General features: G+C 66.8%; 14 protein-coding genes. 4 read left to right on the top strand and 10 right to left on the bottom strand.

Features of this window, described 5'->3' with window-relative positions:
* Positions 1-143: 143 nt before the first annotated feature.
* The 4 genes from INQ43_RS05820 to INQ43_RS05805 all read left to right on the top strand — a co-directional run bounded on the left by INQ43_RS05820 (position 144) and on the right by INQ43_RS05805 (position 4883).
* The gene (locus tag INQ43_RS05820) at positions 144-713 is read left to right on the top strand and encodes a lipocalin family protein (protein WP_194037407.1); all 570 of its coding nucleotides are present in this window, start codon (positions 144-146) and stop codon (positions 711-713) included.
* Positions 714-736: 23 nt separating this feature from the next.
* Positions 737-1564, top strand: a complete 828-nt coding sequence (locus tag INQ43_RS05815) for an NAD-dependent protein deacetylase (protein WP_194037406.1) — start codon at positions 737-739, stop codon at positions 1562-1564.
* Between the two features lie 644 nt (positions 1565-2208).
* Positions 2209-4275 carry a YadA-like family protein gene (locus INQ43_RS05810; protein ID WP_194035531.1) on the top strand — a complete coding sequence of 689 codons (2067 nt, stop codon included), beginning with the start codon at positions 2209-2211 and terminating at the stop codon, positions 4273-4275.
* 317 nt (positions 4276-4592) lie between these two features.
* Positions 4593-4883: a hypothetical protein gene (locus INQ43_RS05805; protein ID WP_228062633.1), complete on the top strand. Its 291-nt coding sequence runs from the start codon at positions 4593-4595 to the stop codon at positions 4881-4883.
* Positions 4884-4934: 51 nt separating this feature from the next.
* Here INQ43_RS05805 and pdeM read toward each other — a convergent pair whose 3' ends face one another.
* The 10 genes from pdeM to INQ43_RS05755 form a co-directional block, all read right to left on the bottom strand.
* Positions 4935-5576: a ligase-associated DNA damage response endonuclease PdeM gene (gene pdeM, locus INQ43_RS05800; protein ID WP_194035530.1), complete on the bottom strand. Its 642-nt coding sequence runs from the start codon at positions 5574-5576 to the stop codon at positions 4935-4937.
* A complete protein-coding gene (locus tag INQ43_RS05795; RefSeq protein ID WP_228062632.1) occupies positions 5560-8052 on the bottom strand; it encodes a ligase-associated DNA damage response DEXH box helicase in 2493 nt (830 codons plus the stop codon). Before INQ43_RS05795 ends, pdeM begins: the two co-directional genes overlap by 17 nt.
* Positions 8049-9653, bottom strand: coding sequence for an ATP-dependent DNA ligase (locus tag INQ43_RS05790; RefSeq protein WP_194037403.1), 1605 nt, complete (start codon positions 9651-9653; stop codon positions 8049-8051). Before INQ43_RS05790 ends, INQ43_RS05795 begins: the two co-directional genes overlap by 4 nt.
* Positions 9653-10651: a ligase-associated DNA damage response exonuclease gene (locus tag INQ43_RS05785; protein WP_194035777.1), complete on the bottom strand. Its 999-nt coding sequence runs from the start codon at positions 10649-10651 to the stop codon at positions 9653-9655. The genes INQ43_RS05790 and INQ43_RS05785 overlap by 1 nt, the downstream gene beginning before the upstream one ends.
* Before the next feature lie 114 nt (positions 10652-10765).
* The gene (locus tag INQ43_RS05780) at positions 10766-11689 is read right to left on the bottom strand and encodes a M14 family metallocarboxypeptidase (RefSeq protein ID WP_194037402.1); all 924 of its coding nucleotides are present in this window, start codon (positions 11687-11689) and stop codon (positions 10766-10768) included.
* 150 nt (positions 11690-11839) lie between these two features.
* Positions 11840-12565 (bottom strand): cation:proton antiporter, encoded by a 726-nt coding sequence (locus INQ43_RS05775; RefSeq protein WP_194037585.1) that lies wholly within the window; start codon positions 12563-12565, stop codon positions 11840-11842.
* Positions 12566-12694: 129 nt separating this feature from the next.
* Positions 12695-13435: a diguanylate cyclase gene (locus INQ43_RS05770; RefSeq protein ID WP_194037401.1), complete on the bottom strand. Its 741-nt coding sequence runs from the start codon at positions 13433-13435 to the stop codon at positions 12695-12697.
* Positions 13436-13930: 495 nt separating this feature from the next.
* Positions 13931-14110: a hypothetical protein gene (locus INQ43_RS05765; protein WP_194037400.1), complete on the bottom strand. Its 180-nt coding sequence runs from the start codon at positions 14108-14110 to the stop codon at positions 13931-13933.
* Positions 14094-14624, bottom strand: a complete 531-nt coding sequence (locus INQ43_RS05760) for a nucleotidyltransferase family protein (RefSeq protein ID WP_194037399.1) — start codon at positions 14622-14624, stop codon at positions 14094-14096. Before INQ43_RS05760 ends, INQ43_RS05765 begins: the two co-directional genes overlap by 17 nt.
* A 199-nt stretch (positions 14625-14823) precedes the next feature.
* On the bottom strand, positions 14824-15609 hold the full coding sequence (locus INQ43_RS05755) for a hypothetical protein (RefSeq protein ID WP_194037398.1): 786 nt from the start codon (positions 15607-15609) through the stop codon (positions 14824-14826).
* Positions 15610-15628: the final 19 nt, after the last annotated feature.

Below are 15628 nucleotides of genomic sequence, written 5' to 3'. Positions count from 1 at the left end.
TCGATGAACACCCGACAGTATAGTTGGCCGCCCCTGTATCGCCGGGGCCGGGACTTCCCCGCCGTGCCCGGATTTGTCGTTCACGCCCTCTGGTGGTGGTCGATGACACCTTGGACGGCACCTTTTCTCATCGGGCAACACTCATGCGCGCAATCGCCTACGCCATCGCCGCCGCCATGGTTCTGGCTCCGGGCGCCGGCAAGACCCAGACATCGACCTCCTCCGGCATAGGCGGAGCATTGGAGAATGTCCCGGTCACGGCACTGGAGCTGGATCGATACCTCGGCCAATGGCACGAGATCGCTCACCTGCCAATGTTTTTCCAGCGCAAATGCGTGGCCGACACCACCGCCACCTACACGCTGAAGGAGAACAACCGGATCGAGGTCCGCAACGCGTGCAGCACCAGGGACGGTTCCCGGACCGAATCGGTTGGTGAGGCACAGACCGTCGACGGCAGTCCGGGCGCGCTCAAGGTGCGATTCGCGCCCGCGTGGCTGGGCTGGGTCCCCGGTATCTGGGCCGACTACTGGGTCCTGGATGTCGATCCGGAGTACCGCTGGGCGGTGGTCGGCGGTCCCAGCCGGAAGTACCTGTGGATCCTGTCGCGCGAACCGTCGATGGACGCGGCGCTGTTCAATCGGCTGAAAGCGGATGCGACGGCACGTGGCTACGAGCTCGATGACTTGGTAGTTGGCGCGCCGATCAAGTGACCCATCCGCATCACGATGTCGGCATGCCTGCTTCACGGACCGACGCCGCGGCGGATCTTTCTTCCTGGCTGGAAAATTACCGCTCCGTCTTCGTGCTCACCGGCGCCGGCGTCAGCACCAATTCGGGCATCCCCGACTATCGCGGAGCCGATGGCCAGTGGAAAGGCCGCTCTCCGATCACCTATCAGCAGTTCGTTGGCGATCCGGCCATGCGCGCGCGGTATTGGGCGCGCAGCTTTGTCGGTTGGCCTGCGGTTGCGCGGGCGCAGCCCAACCGGGCGCATGCGGCGCTGGCGACCTTGGAATCGCGCGGCGTCATCTCCACCCTGGTCACCCAGAACGTGGACGGCCTGCACGCGCGCGCCGGTCACCGCAACGTGGTCGACCTGCACGGCCGGCTCGCCGTAGTCGCCTGCCTGCAGTGCGATCGACGGATGGACCGGGCGCTTGTCCAGCAGGATCTGAAAGCCCGCTACCCGCACTGGAGCCAGCACACCGGAGCCACTGCACCGGACGGCGACGCCGATCTGGAAGGCGTGGACCTCAGCGAATTCGAGCCGCCTGCCTGCCCGCATTGCGGCGGCATGCTCAAGCCTGACGTCGTATTTTTCGGTGAAAACGTTCCCCGGCAGCGGCTTGCGCGCGCCCTGGAAGCCCTCGAGCAGTCTGACGCAGTGCTCGTGGTCGGATCATCGCTGATGGTCTATTCGGGCTTCAGATTCGCGCGTATGGCTCACGAACGCGGATTGCCCTTGGCAATCCTTACCCGCGGGGTCACCCGCGCCGATGAATTGGCCACCTTGAAGCTGGACGCGGACTCGGAAAGCGCACTGGCCGATGCCATCGGCTGACGGCCCAGCCGGCCAGATCAGCTGCGTAAAGTTCTGGGGTGCGCGCCGGCGAACGTTGGCGCCACAGACCCGTGATGAACGATCCAAAAGAGTTGTCAGGTCGTCTGATGGATCGCAACGCAGATCAGCAGGGCCAATAAACGAGACGGCGGAACTGCAGTGTCCGGATTCCCTGCGTGGTGTCGTGCATTTGGTTGTGAGGAGATTGAACTCTTCACTGCCGAATCACTCAAGGAAAGAAAGAAATGATCCGAATTACGAACCGCTCGTCTCCAAACTTCATTACCACTGACGCACGATTTAACCGGGCACCGCTCGCCGCTGCACTGCTCCTTCTCATGAGCGTACCGCTGTCTGCCGTCGCCGCTGACCGGCCCTGCGTAAACGCGGACGGGACGCCGACGTTGCCCTCGCCCGGCACCAATCTGGGGAATGAGGGCGGTGTAGACAACAGCACCTGTTCATCCGGAGCCAACGCATTTGGCTCGGATAACATCGCCAACTGGGTCGCGAACGCCTTCGGCCGGCGGAATACTGCCAGCGGAGGGAACAGTAACGCGTTCGGCACCAACAACGTAAGCAGTGGCGAGCGCGGCAGCGCGTATGGATGGGGGAACACAGCAAGCGGCGAGTTCAGCAGTGCAATGGGCTATTTCAACCAGTCTTCAGGGCTCTACTCGACCGCCATGGGAAGCTACTCGCGCGCCAGTGCGATGGGAAGCATCGCCTTCGGCGTTTTGCTCGACCGCGATGGCGATGGGATTCACAACCACACCCCGCTCGATTACACCACCTCATCGGGATATTATTCGGTCGCAATCGGGGGCGGCGCGCAAGCGAGCGCTGACCTCGCCACCGGCGTCGGGCCCGGCAGCATCGCGAGCGGCGACAGCAGTGTCGCCGTGGGAGGTTACTATGACCTCAATGGGAACGGCGTGGTCGATTCAAGCGATATGACGCTGGCCAGCGGAGTAGCCAGCTCCGCATTTGGACCTGCAACACAGGCCACAGGTGACTTCAGCACCGCGCTGGGCTACATAAACAGCGCATCGGGCGAATACAGCAGTTCGGTTGGTACTGAGAACCAGGCGAGCGGGGATAACAGTAGCGCGTTTGGATATGAGAACCGCGCGACCGGAGGGTCCAGCAGCGCGTTCGGCCATCGTACCCACGCATCTGGCCAAGCCAGTAGCGCCCTTGGCTATGCAAATACTGCGTCCGGCAGAGTCAGCAGCGCAATAGGCTCTTTCAACCAGTCGTCGGGAGCAGAAAGCAACGCTTTCGGCCTCGACAACGTCGCGAGCAACAACCACACCAGCGCATTTGGCTATTCCACCACAGCCTCTGGCCAAAGATCCGTCGCGTTTGGCTACAAGAGCGTTGCAAGTGGGCCTGACAGCGTCGCCGTGGGCGGATGGCTGGATGACAACGGTGATGATGTGGCCGACCCCAATGAGGTCACCCTCGCAAGCGGCGCCAACGCCAATGCGTTCGGCAATGGCGCGCAGGCGAAGGGTGACCACAGCAGCGCGATTGGCACGGGAACCCTGGCCAGCGGCAATGCCAGTGCAGCGTTCGGTCCGAAAGCGATCGCCAGCGGCGGCCTCAGCGCCGCAATCGGCCCGGCGTCCACCGCCAGCGCTCTGCAAAGTTCCGCATTTGGCTCCGCCGCCCAGGCCAGCGCCGCTGGCAGCAGTGCGATCGGCAGCTCGGCGCGCGCCAGCGTCGCTGAAAGCGTCGCGCTGGGGTCGAACTCCGTGGCCGATCGGGTGAACACGGTGTCAGTCGGCAGCCTCGGCAGCGAGCGCCAGATCGTCAACGTCGCCGACGCGACCGCCGATACCGACGCCGTCAACCTGCGCCAGATGCAGGCGGCGTTGGGCGGCGTGGGCGGGATCACCATGGCCCAGGTCCAGTCCGTCGCGGACGCAGGCGATGCGGTGACCCTGTTGGATGCGAACGCGTACACCGATGCGCAGATCATTGCCGCCGGGAGCATCACCCCGGCACAGGTGCAGGCGATCGCCGATGCCGGCGACGCGCAGACGCTGACTGACGCGAATGCCTACACCGACGCCAGTTCGACGCAGACGCTCTCGGATGCGAACGCCTATACCGATTCGCAGATCATCGCCGCGGGCAGCATCACGCCCGGGCAGGTCCAGACGATTGCGGATGCCGGGGATGCACAGACCCTTGCTGACGCAAACGCCTACTCGGATGCTGGCGACACGCAGACCCTTGCCAGTGCGAACGCCTACTCCGATGCAGGCGACGCCCGCACCCTGACCGACGCCCGGGCCTACACGACCAGCACCGCTACGCAGACACTGCAGACGGCCAACACCTACGCAGACACCGGCGATGCCGCCACGCTGCGGTCTGCGAACGCGTACACGGATCAGCAGGTGGCCCGCTTCAACTACGGGCTGGATGAGTTCCGCACGGAAATGGACGATCGCTTCCACACGCTGGACCGCCGTATCGATCGCATGGGCGCCACCAGCGCCGCCTACGCCGGGCTCGCGGCCAACACGGCAGGACTGGGCGGCGCCAACAACATCGGCGTGGGCATCGGGTCCCAGGGTGGCCAGCAGGCTTTGGCTATCGGCTATCGCCGCGCCATCGGCGCTCGCGCGAGCGTGTCGCTGGGCGGCGCCATTGCCGGCGGTGAGAGCAGCGTGTCCGCAGGTGCCGGCTTCAGCTGGTAAGCCTCAACCCAGGCACGCGCCAGGCGCCCCGCATCCAACCCAGGTTGGTGCGGGGCGTTTTTGCCTATGGTCCGAGCAGGCGCGAAAGGCAGCGCGCCCGGCACCCGATCGAGGACGTTACCTGCACGTTAGACGAACTTGTGCTATGATACGGGGCTCCCCGCCCTAAAGCCTGCCACTGCTTGACTCGATCAACCTGAGCAACGTTGATCCTGGGACGGGGTTCACGGCATCGGCATCACCGCAGTCCGCGGTGGCGCGCCGCTATCTGCCGGCTGTGCCGTCCCGCGTCGGACGGCCCACTTCCAGGAGAAGCAATGTCAAGCACGTCGACCAAGCCCGCCAGCACCACCACCCGCACTCCCAGCCGCGCGGCCAGCGCGCCGCTGCGCCGCCGTTCCACCGGTAGCGCCAAGAACGCCAACAATGGCATCACCAGCGAGAGCATCGCCGCCGATCTCGCTGCGTTTCGCAAGCAGGGTGGCCGCGTCGAGGTGCTCGGCAACACGCCGATCCGGCCCCGTGTCAACGCGACCGCTTTCCGTTCGCGCGGCAACACGGCGCGCAAGGCGGCCACCAAGACCGCCAGCACGGGCACCAAGGGCTGACATCGCCGACACCCTCTTCGTGAACGGACGGCGCGATCGCGTCGTCCGCTCCTAGAAGTTTTCGACCAACAGGCCTTTGGCGCACGCGATCCAGCGCTGGGCCGGATCGTCGACGCGCATGCCGCCAGTGAAGGCCGAAAAAGCGGGCAGCACCATCTGATCCGGCGCAAGCACGAACGCCGGATAGCGCCCTGGCAAGCCCGGCAGCTTCACCACAGGATGAACATGGCCGCACAGCACGTGTCCTTGGCCGTCATCGCCGGTTGCCCGCGTGTGGTGGCGGAACCGGAACGGACCATCGCAGACGTCCTCCGGGAGCAGCTCCACCCCCAGCGCGTCGGGAACCAGTGCGCGATCGTGGTTGCCACCGACTACGCTCACGCCAACAAGCGGATGCCCGGCCAGCAGCGCTCTCCACGCGCTCTCGACGGCCGCACTCCGCCTGCCGTGCAGGAAGTCGCCAAGAACCCACAGCTCCGCGGCGCCAGTCGCGCGTAGCAGCGTGTCCAGCCGCGCCAGGTCATGCGCGGTGCCGCCGGTGGGCACCGGGATCCCCGCCGCCCGCATCACGTCGCCCTTGCCCAGGTGCAGGTCGGCGATCAGCAGGCGCTTGCGTGATGGCCAGAACACCGCGCGGTCCGCGTGGAAGTGCAGCGCTTCGCCCGCTATCTCGCGCTCAAGCATTCCAGGCATGGCGCTGCTCCAGCTGCTGCGCGGCGCGCTTCACACGGGTGCGCCAGTCCTCGGTGCTGAGCTGGCCGCGGATGGCCTCGGCCCATAGCGGGAACCCGAGCGGCGTCAGGCTGCGCGGACGCCGCAGTGCCAGCGGCCGTTCACCGCATCGGGCGAGGACGGCGCGCAGGTGCTGGACGTCGAGTTGCGCCTCCATCACCTCGCGCTCAGCCTGGGCCAGCAGCACGTGACCCGGATCATGCTGGCGCAAGACGTCAAACAGCAGGCTGCTTGAGGCCTGCAGTTGCCGCAGCGACCGGGCCGCACGCCCCGGAAGGGAGGGCGGCAGCAGGCCCGCCACCCGGGCAATCTCGCGGAACTGCCGACGCGCCAGTTCGGCAATATTGAGGCTCGCCAGCAGATCATCCAGCAAGCCCTCTGGCGTCAGCAGGCGCTGCATGAGCGGCGCATCCGGCCACGCCTCGGACTGCGCCGTCAGTACCAGCCCATAGTCGTTTACCGCCCAGCTGAAGGTGTTCGGCGTTTCGCGCCCCCAGCGCAGCGCCAGCAATGCGGCCAATCCCTCGTGTACGCCGCGTCCGGCGAACGGATAGACGAACAGGTGCCAGCCCTGGCGTGTCTTGACCGACTCGACCAGCAGACTGTCGGGCCCCGGCAGTTCCGAAAGCTTCGCCTGCAACTGCAGCAAGGGTTGCAGCGCGCGCATCTCCGGGCTTTCGGCCGGCTCGTGCAAGATGGCTTCGACCTCGGCACCCAACTCGCTGGACAGTGGCATGCGCCCACCCTGCCAGCGCGGCACCCTGCCCTCACCGGCCTTGGCGATGCGCACAAACGCGGTCATGTCGCGCAGCTGGACCAGCTCCAGTGTCTTGCCGGCGAACTGGAAGCGCTCGCGCGGGCGCAGCCGGCTGATGAACGCCTCCTCCACCGAGCCGAGCCAGCCGCCTTTCATGTAACGCACCTGCACGCTGCCGTCGCTGGTGATGGTGCCGATCGACAGCCGGTGCCGGAACGCCACGCGGCGGTCGTGGACGCGATAGCAGCCGTCATCGTCGCGGATGACGCGGCGGTAGTCGGGGTAGCTTTCCAACGCGCTGCCGCCGCGGACGATGAAGTCGAGCACCGCGGTCCACGCTTGCTCGCGCAATGCCGCGAATGCGTGGGTGCCGCGGACCTCTTCCAGCAATTGCGCAGGTTCGAAGCCGCCGCCCAGCGCGAGGGTGACGCAGTGCTGCGCGAGCACGTCCAGCGACAGCCGCAAAGGGGGCCGCGACTCGACCCGCCCGTGGGCGAGCGCCACGCGCGCGGCCGCGTACTCGGCCAGCTCCAGCGCATGCGTCGGCACGCAGATCACCTTCCCCGCCTCGCCGGGACGATGGCGCGCGCGCCCGCCGCGTTGCCACAACCTCGCCATCCCCTTCGGGCTGCCAACCTGCAGGACCTGATCGACCGCGGGGAAATCCACGCCCAAGTCAAGGCTTGAGGTCGCGACCACGCAGCGGACGGTGCCATCCCGCAGGCCGGCCTCGGCGGCCGCACGCAGCGATGCGTCCAGGGATCCGTGGTGCAACGCGAGGGTTTTCGGGTCGTCCAGCCAGACCGATTGCAGCGCCCGGTGCCACAGCTCCGCCTGCGAACGGGTGTTGGTGAACAACAGGCTGGACCGCGCCTTTTGCAGCACCGCGGCGACGCGCGCCAGCTGCGAGAGGCCAAGATGCCCGGCCCAGGGAAAGCGTTCGCCTTCGTTGGGCAGCAGGGTCTGCAAGGTCATCCGCCGGCGGCGCGCAGACTGCAGGATCGGCGCGTCGGGGCGATGCGGCAGCAGCACATCGCGCGCCTCCTCCAGATTGCCCAGGGTGGCCGACAGACCCCAGACGGGCGCGGCCGGCACGATGCCGCGCAGCCGCGCGAGACACAACTGCAACAGCACCCCGCGTTTGTTGCCCAACAGCTCATGCCATTCATCGACCACCACCCCGCGTACGCCGGCGAGCAGTTGCGCGGCGTCGGGGTAGGACAGCATCAGTGCGAACGACTCGGGCGTGGTGACCAGCACGTCCGACAGGCCTTTGCGGGCGAGGCGCTTGTCGCGTGCGCTGGCGTCGCCGGTGCGCATCGCGACCGTCCAGGGAACACCGAGGGCAGCGATCGGTTCCTGCATCGAGCGCACGGTATCGGCGGCCAGCGCGCGCAACGGGGTGATCCACAGCAGGCGCAGGCGCGGCGCGGCAGCGACACCGCGCCTCGCTTTCGCCGGCGCATCGCCCAGCGCCAGTGCCTGCAGCAGCGGGCCGCCCAGAGCGGCGAGCGTCTTGCCACTCCCGGTCGGCGTCACCAGCAGGCCGGACTCGCCGGCCAGGTAGCGTCGCCAGGCCTCGCGCTGGAAAGGTGCTGGACGCCATCCGCGCGCTGCAAACCAGTCGGTCAGCGCTGCGTCACTGGCTCGCCGCCGGGGGCGGACGGGCGCGTCGCTCACCGCGCCAGTGCCCGCAAGGTGTCGACCTGGTCGGCCTCGGCAGCAGGCTTGTCGGACCGCCATCGAACGATGCGCGGGAAGCGCACCGCGATCCCGGACTTGTGCCGCGTCGACACATTCACGCCCTCGAAGGCGATCTCGAACACCTGCTCGGCCGGTACCGAGCGCACCGGGCCGAACCGCTGCAGCGTGTTGCCGCGGATCCACCGGTCCAGCTGCAGGATCTCCTTGTCCGTCAGTCCAGAATACGCCTTGGCAACCGGAACCAGCGTGTCGCCGTCCCACAGGGCGAAGGTGTAGTCGGTGTACAAGGTGCTGCGCCGGCCTGATCCGGACTGCGCGTAGACCAGCACCGCATCCACGGAGAGCGGATCCACCTTCCACTTCCACCAGTCGCCGCGCTTGCGGCCGTGGCGATAGGGCGAACTGCGGCGCTTCAGCATCAGCCCTTCGACGCCGAGCTTGCGAGACTGCTCGCGCAGCGCGGCAGCGTGCTCCCAATCGGCAGCCTCAACCGCGGAGGAAAGCTGCAACACCGGGTGGTCGACCGCATCAATGAGCTCTTCAAGCAGGGCTCGCCGCTCGTCCAGCGGACGCTCGCGCAGGTCTTCGCCGTCCAGCTCGAGCAGGTCGTAGGCCGTCACCCGGACCGGGGTCGTGGCAAGCACCTTCGGTCCCGGCTTGAGGCGCTGGATCCGGGTCTGCAGGGCGGAGAACGGGAGTGGCATGTCCTCGCCGGGTCGCCAGGCCAGCAGCTCCGCATCGATGACCGCATCGCGAGGCAGTTCGGCCGCGGCGGCTTCGATTTCCGGGAAGCGACCGTCCATGCGCTCCTCACCGCGCGACCACAGCGCGATGTCGGGGCCGCGACGGATCAGCTGCAGGCGGATGCCGTCCCACTTCCACTCCAGAAGCCAGTCCTCGACGGCGCCCAGATCCTCGGCGGGCCCCTCCAGCGGCGAGGCCAGGAAGAACGGATACGGCAGCGCAGCGTCGCCGGGCTGGACTTCGTCGGAGAGCAGCTTTTCGAGGAAGTCCGCCGATGGCGTCCACCGCCCGAGCATGCGCTGCGCGATCCGCGCCACATCCAGCCCGGAGGACTCCGCCAGCGCCTTCTGCACCAGTCCGGCAGAGACGCCTACCCGCAAGGCGCCGGTCAGCAGCTTGTTGAACGCCAGACGTTCGCGGAAACACAGGCTGCGCCACGCATCCACCACCACCTCGCGGCGCGTTTCCGGGTCGCCATTGGCCACCGGCACCAGGCGCTGCTCGATCCATTCGGCCAGCCCGATATCGGCACCGGGCTGCGCGGGGTCGTCGAGCAGGAGGGCCAGCGTTTCCGCCAGGTCTCCAACGGCGTGGTGGCTGGCCTCGACCAGCCAGTCGGGATTGCCGCTTTCCTCGGCGACCCACGCACGCAGCTCGCCGGTGGTGGCGATACGGGCACGGGTACCGCCGATTTTGCCTCCAGCCAGCAGCCACAGCGCCCACGCGGCGTCGTGCCGCGGCGCAGCGCGGAAGTAATCCGCCAGCGCGACCCGCTTGTCGGTGGTGCCGGTGGTCCGGTCGAGGCGCTCGTACAGCGCTGCAAAACGCCGCATCAGTCCTCCTCGCCGTAGGCAGTCTGGAAGCCGCCGGCGTCGATGCCGGACTCACGCAGCACGCGCACCAAGGCATCGGTATCACCGTGCGTCGCGATCACGCGGCGTGCGCCGGTCTCGCGCACGGTACGCAGCAGGGACGGCCAATCGGCGTGGTCGGAAAGCACGAAGCCGCGGTCGTAGTTGCGTCGGCGCCGGTTGCCACGGATCCGCATCCAGCCCGACGCGAATCCCTGCTGCGCGCGGCGGAAGCGCCGGGTCCACGCACTTCCTGCCGCCGACGGCGGAGCGATGATCAGCTCACCGGCGAAGTCGGTCCCGCGCGCCTCGTCGGCGACTTTCCTGGTGTCCAGCATCGGCACGCCCGCCGCGCGGTAGACCTGCACGCCCGCATCGATGGCGCCGTGCAGCCATGCGGGCCGGTCGGTGTGGGCCATCAGCTCGGCCAACACCCGCTGCGCCTTGCCCAGCGCATAGCAATAGAGGATCGCAACCTCGCCGTTGGCGGCGCACTCCTCGCGCCACGCGACAATGTCGCGCGCCACATCCGACGCTGGTGGCCAGCGGAACACCGGCAGCCCGAACGTGGATTCGGTGACAAAGACATCGCAGGGCACCACCTCGAACGGCAGGCAGGTCGGATCCGGATCGCGCTTGAAATCGCCCGACAGCACCCAGGTCTGTCCGTCCGCCTCGATACGGACCTGGGTCGAGCCGAGCACGTGCCCCGCCGGGTGGAAGGACAGCGTGGCGCCGCCCAGTTGGAAGCGCTCGCCATGCGCGTGGACGTGGTACTCCTGCTCGCCAAGCCGCCACTGCAGGATTGGCAGGCCGGCATCGACGACGTGGTAGCTGCCCATGCCGGCGCGGGCGTGATCGCCGTGCCCGTGCGTGATCACCGCGCGGGGCACGGGGCGCCACGGATCGATATGGAAATCCCCGGACGGGCAGTACAGCCCGTCGGGCGTATTGACCACCAGTTCGGACGCGCTTGCCAGAAACCACCCCGCTCCACGATGCCCTCGGGCAGAGGACCCAGTGGAGCAGTGGGGGCGTCATCGCGATGTCATCGGATGCAGCAGAGCGCGGGGACCCGACGTCCCGCGTTGACCTCAGGCTTGCTGGGCCAGCGCGTAATCAATGGCAGCACGAACCGCGGCGACCTGGGCACCGTTGCACTGCTGCGGCGTCGCCCGCGGGCTGTCGGGATACACCTCGGTGGTGGTGCGATAGCGCGCGTTGCTGACACCCGCGCACAGGCCCAGCGACTTGACCGGATAGTTGATCACTCCTGGAGCCACCATCTTCGTGCCAATGATCTCGCCACTCGCATCGGCCGGGGCGATATGGGTGACCTCGGCCACCGCGTCGATGATGGCCTGCTGGAACCCGGGTTGGGGATCCTCGCTGTCGCCGACCAGGTAAAAGCCGTCGGGAATCTCGCCAGGCTCGGAGGACTTGCCGTCGCGCGCCGCCAACGCGGGCCGGAATTCCGACTCGTCGGTGTCCGTGGTTTCGTGCAGGTCGACGTGCACGAGCAGCTTGTCACGCAGGGGTGCGACAAGTTCCATCACCGCCGCCGACTCGCCCGACGCACTGTCTTTGACGAACGAGCGATTGGGATCCACCGCATCCACGTTCCAGCGCTGGATCCGCTCGTAGGCCCACGGACTCACGCAGGGTGCCACCAGCAGGTTTACGCGGCCCGCGTACTCAGCGGCATGGCGATCGAGAAACTGCAACGCGCCGTGGACCCCGCTGGTCTCGTAGCCGTGCACGCCGCCGGTCACCAGCACGCTGGGGAGTTGATCGTCCCAGTTGCGGCTGCGGACCGCGTAGAGCGGAAACGCGTCCGACCCGTAATCCAGTTGGCCGTACTCCTCAACGTCGAAACGCTCCCGGAGCCGGTCGATTTTGCGGACCACGTCGTCCGCATAGCTGCGCTGGACCTGCTGCTGCGAGCGCCATTTCGCGACCTCGCCCGGTCCCCAGGGCGTTCCCGGCGTGCCGATCGGATAGAACGAATCTTTGTTCATGGGGTGCATTCTCCTGACCTTGAAACGCGGCCACTCTACACCCCGCTGGATCGTGGCATTCAGGTCCCGTTTGCACGGCCCAATGCATGCGCACGCGTGAAAAAAACAGATATGCCCCTGCCCAACACAACGGAGCGTGCCGGTTTTGCGCTAAGCGTTACCGATCCTCTCGCCATCAGGCCCGGTCACGCGACCGGCCTTGTCGACGAACCACGCGCGCACCATCAGCTTGCGAAACGCCGTGCCCACGACAAGGAATGCGAGCAGGAAGCCGGCCTGCCTCCCGACGCGATCGAAATCCATCAGGATCAGCGCAAGCACGCCCCAGATCGCGATGTCGTCGATGCTGGCGTAGCGCAGGATGCGCTGCCCGATGGGCTGCCTCAGGATCTGCGCTTTTTCCATCAGCAGGATCAGGATCGGCAACGCCGTTACCGCGCACGCCATGCCTATGCCGAGCACGAACTGCCAGGGCTGCCCGTCCGGACCGATCCAGCCGGGAAACATCAGCATCCCGACGGCTGCGAGGCTGCCCAGGACAAGCGGCACGCCGAGTGCGAGCCCGGCCGTGATTCCGCTCTCTATGCGGTGTTGCCAAGCCTGATGCAGGTCCAGCTCGATTCCGGCGATCCACACGAAGATCATCACCGCCCACCACGCCACCCCGTTCAACCCGTCGACAACGGTGGGGTTGAAGATGAATTGGTAGTACTCCGGGAAGGCCGCGCCCAGAACGCCCGGCCCAAGCAGGATGCCGGTGATGATCTGCACCACCACCAGGGGCGCAAAGTGGTCGGTACGTCCCAGTCGCCAGATCAGCCAGGGCACGCTGAAAATGATCAGAAGCGCGATCAGATAGATCTCGGTGGTGCTCATCGGGTGGACGGTTCCCGGTTGGTCTGCATTGGCAAGGTCGCCCGTGGAGGCGCAACAGTCACCAGGCACAGCATCAAGGTCCGCAGCAGCATTCGGCACGTTCCATGTATCGGTTATCGACGCGGAAGATTACCTCTTCCGAGCAGATCCGCCACCAGGCCGCGGGGCTGCAGGCGCGGCGAGCGCCTCACGGCCGGTGGGGAAACTGAGTTCCTCCATGTCGGGGTTCAACAGCACGACCACGCAATCGCGACCCCCGTGCTTGAAGTGGTCGACGTCGATCAGCGCCAGGCCCACGCTTCCGCCCTCGCGGAACGCCTGCGCCCAGGCGCGCTGCAGGTGCTCGTTGAAACTGCGCCGATTGTGGATGCCGGTCAGCCCGTCGCGCTCGGCCAGTTCCGACAGCACCCCGGCGATCAGGAAGTTCGTGCGCGCTCGGTGTTCCAGCGCGTATCCGGCACAGGCGCCGATCACGTTCGCCAGCACCATGTACGACAGCTGGTACGACAGCACGAGCCGGTCGGGCTGCACCAGCGGCACCAGCACCAGGAACATCACCAGCGCCAGAAGGTTGGCGGCCAGCGCCCACCACCACGGCAGTCCGATCAGCAGGTAGAAGACGATGGGCAGCAGCAGCGTGCCCTCGTATGGCAACGGCACTCCCATCGCCAGGGCGACCACGACGATGGCGACCGTGCCGCAGCCGGTAACCGTGGCTGCCAGGAAGACCGCCGGCGTCAGCCAGGCGTGCCGCGCCGGACGATGGCTGACCACCAGTGCCGCGAGCAGTGCCGGAACGACCACGAACACCCGGATGGCGGCGGTCCAGCGTGCCGCGTGCAACGGAACGGTCGTGAGGTCGATTGCCACGAACCCCACGTACGTGAGGACACCGACCCACGACACCCCGCGCATCCAGGCCAGTTGGCGGCGCGCTGGGCCGCGGCGTAGGTTTCCTCCAGCGCCGGCTCGAACCGCAGGCGCGCGTGGCCCCGCTCCATCGCGTCACGGAACGGCGACGGATGCGAGGGGTCAAGCGGCAGGGGTTCCAGGAGCATGGCGATGGCCGTCCTTCCAATTGCAAGACGCTCCGCGCAGCACCGGCGGGCGAGCCGCTTTGCCGATCCAGCGCAACGGGGCTGACAGCCCCTGTCTCGCAACCGATAACGGCCGTCGTCGCCCGATCTTGAGAAATGAAGCAGGCGCGCGCGCATGGCCACGAAATCCCGGGACGACGGCGGCAGCGCTCGAAATCGTCCCGATTCTCCGCCATCTCCCCGATGCGGCAAATGCGGCCGTCGTACTCGTCGATCAAGGAAAAGATCGCCATCCAGTTCGGCCAGCGCGCCGCCCACCGATCGTGCTCTACAGCAGAAACCGACCGCAGATCGGTGTCGGCGGGCGCGGTCCGTTCGGAGGGCGCAGCATCTCCACGACCTCCATCAGGTCGATCCACGCCTGGATCGGGTCGGCCGCAACCGCCATGCGTTCAACGCCGCCCTCGCTCACCAGAACTACCCGATCATCATCAAGCACGGGCTTCATGGACAAGCTCTTCAAACAGATCCTCCCGCTCGAACAAACGGAAATACTCCCTCAGCTCACCAAGGTCGAGACTGTCCGGATGCGCGCGCAGCAGCGCCCGGATGTCGTCCCGGTCGCGGGTGCGTGTCGGGTCATTGACGTAGCCCTGAAGCTTGAATGCAACCAGGCCCTCGGCACTGATGACCCGCAACCGTCCCATCGGCGTCTCCCGCTCATCGGCGTCCGCCAAAAGGTGTCGCGCGATCGGGCGATGCGCATACAGCAGGTCCAGACCCTCCTCACCGCGCAGGTAGTTGGCCGCGTCAGCGCTGCGGTGGATGCACCGATACCCCATCTCCAGCAGGAGGTGGTGCAACCGGTCGGCATCGTCGGAATCGACGAGGAAGTCGACATCGCGCGTGGCGCGCACGACATTGTGGGCCGCAAGAGCGAGTCCGCCAATCAGCGCCGGCGGCGTTTGCAACCCGGCAAAGGCGACGAGCGCTTCCTTTATCTGTTCAACCAGGCTGGCCATGCGGGCATCGTAACGCAGCGACGCGGCACGCTACCGCCGCTCATCATCGGGGAAGAGCAACGCGTTCGCGTCACGCATTAAGCTGCCCGACGTAACCGGCGCGTTCCGGTACGGAAGTCGAACCCCAGGTAACGGGGCAACTGTTGGCGACGCATCTACCTGCACGGTGGCGTTGCCATCGGAGGTCCACGGCTGCAGGTCAATGACTCCGCCGCAGCGTGCCCGGATCAACCAATTGCTCCAGGCTGCTTTCCCGCTCAGCAGGCGCCATCGCCGAAAACTGTGCCAGTTCCGCCAAGGATGGCTCCACCAGCGCCATCGTCAACCGGACGCGGTACGGAGGCTCCACACCCAGTGCCGCCGCGGCCGCATCCAGGTCCTCCGACCGGATCAGGACCGTGCGCTCGTTATCTTCGGCCCGATAGCCATATTCCCTGTCCCAAAGTGTCTGCGTGCGCGCTCCCTTTTCGTCCAGCATCGCCAGCCTCAGCGCGTAACGATGCGCATAGGACCCCGCGGAGCGCACGTGCACATCGAAGTCGCGGCCGTTTCCATTGCGGTACCACTGCATTCCCGCCAGCCGACGGATATCGGCGATGACCACTCGGGGGTCACCAGCAGCCGCGTCGCGTATCCGCCGCTCGCAAGCCGGGCGCGAGAGCGCAGACCCGTTGAAGAACATCGACTCGCGCTCCCGGACCTCTACGCACAGCGTCGCATCCCGGTAATTCAACGCCAGGCGATTGAAGCAGGATGAGCGCGCAAACCCGGTCTGCATTCCTGGCGGATTGAAGACCAGGCCAGTGAAGTACTCATCCGCATCGATGCCTTGGCACTGCGCCAGCTCGGCCGCTTTTCGTTCGCAGACCTTGCAGCTGGAGCTGTCCGCATCACCGGCTCGATCAGCCGCCAGCAACGGATAGGCGGCGACACCGCCTGCGAGGATCACGATCTGGGCCAGTAACGCCCGCAGTTGCAGCTTCATCGAGCGCCCCCTTGAGTGT

The organism is Lysobacter sp. H23M47 (assembly GCF_015209765.1).
Taxonomy (GTDB): Bacteria; Pseudomonadota; Gammaproteobacteria; order Xanthomonadales; family Xanthomonadaceae; genus Novilysobacter; species Novilysobacter avium.
This window is presented reverse-complemented; position numbering and strand designations above follow the sequence as displayed.

Bases quoted from the DNA above. Each gene is read 5' to 3' on its own strand.
- INQ43_RS05805 (WP_228062633.1), top strand. From the start codon at position 4,593: ATGTCAAGCACGTCGACCAAGCCCGCCAGCACCACCACCCGCACTCCC.
- INQ43_RS05765 (WP_194037400.1), bottom strand. From the start codon at position 14,110: ATGAAGCCCGTGCTTGATGATGATCGGGTAGTTCTGGTGAGCGAGGGC.
- pdeM (WP_194035530.1), bottom strand. From the start codon at position 5,576: ATGCCTGGAATGCTTGAGCGCGAGATAGCGGGCGAAGCGCTGCACTTC.
- INQ43_RS05775 (WP_194037585.1), bottom strand. From the start codon at position 12,565: ATGAGCACCACCGAGATCTATCTGATCGCGCTTCTGATCATTTTCAGC.
- INQ43_RS05815 (WP_194037406.1), top strand. From the start codon at position 737: ATGCCTGCTTCACGGACCGACGCCGCGGCGGATCTTTCTTCCTGGCTG.
- INQ43_RS05780 (WP_194037402.1), bottom strand. From the start codon at position 11,689: ATGAACAAAGATTCGTTCTATCCGATCGGCACGCCGGGAACGCCCTGG.
- INQ43_RS05790 (WP_194037403.1), bottom strand. From the start codon at position 9,653: ATGCGGCGTTTTGCAGCGCTGTACGAGCGCCTCGACCGGACCACCGGC.
- INQ43_RS05755 (WP_194037398.1), bottom strand. From the start codon at position 15,609: ATGAAGCTGCAACTGCGGGCGTTACTGGCCCAGATCGTGATCCTCGCA.
- INQ43_RS05820 (WP_194037407.1), top strand. From the start codon at position 144: ATGCGCGCAATCGCCTACGCCATCGCCGCCGCCATGGTTCTGGCTCCG.
- INQ43_RS05760 (WP_194037399.1), bottom strand. From the start codon at position 14,624: ATGGCCAGCCTGGTTGAACAGATAAAGGAAGCGCTCGTCGCCTTTGCC.
- INQ43_RS05810 (WP_194035531.1), top strand. From the start codon at position 2,209: ATGGGCTATTTCAACCAGTCTTCAGGGCTCTACTCGACCGCCATGGGA.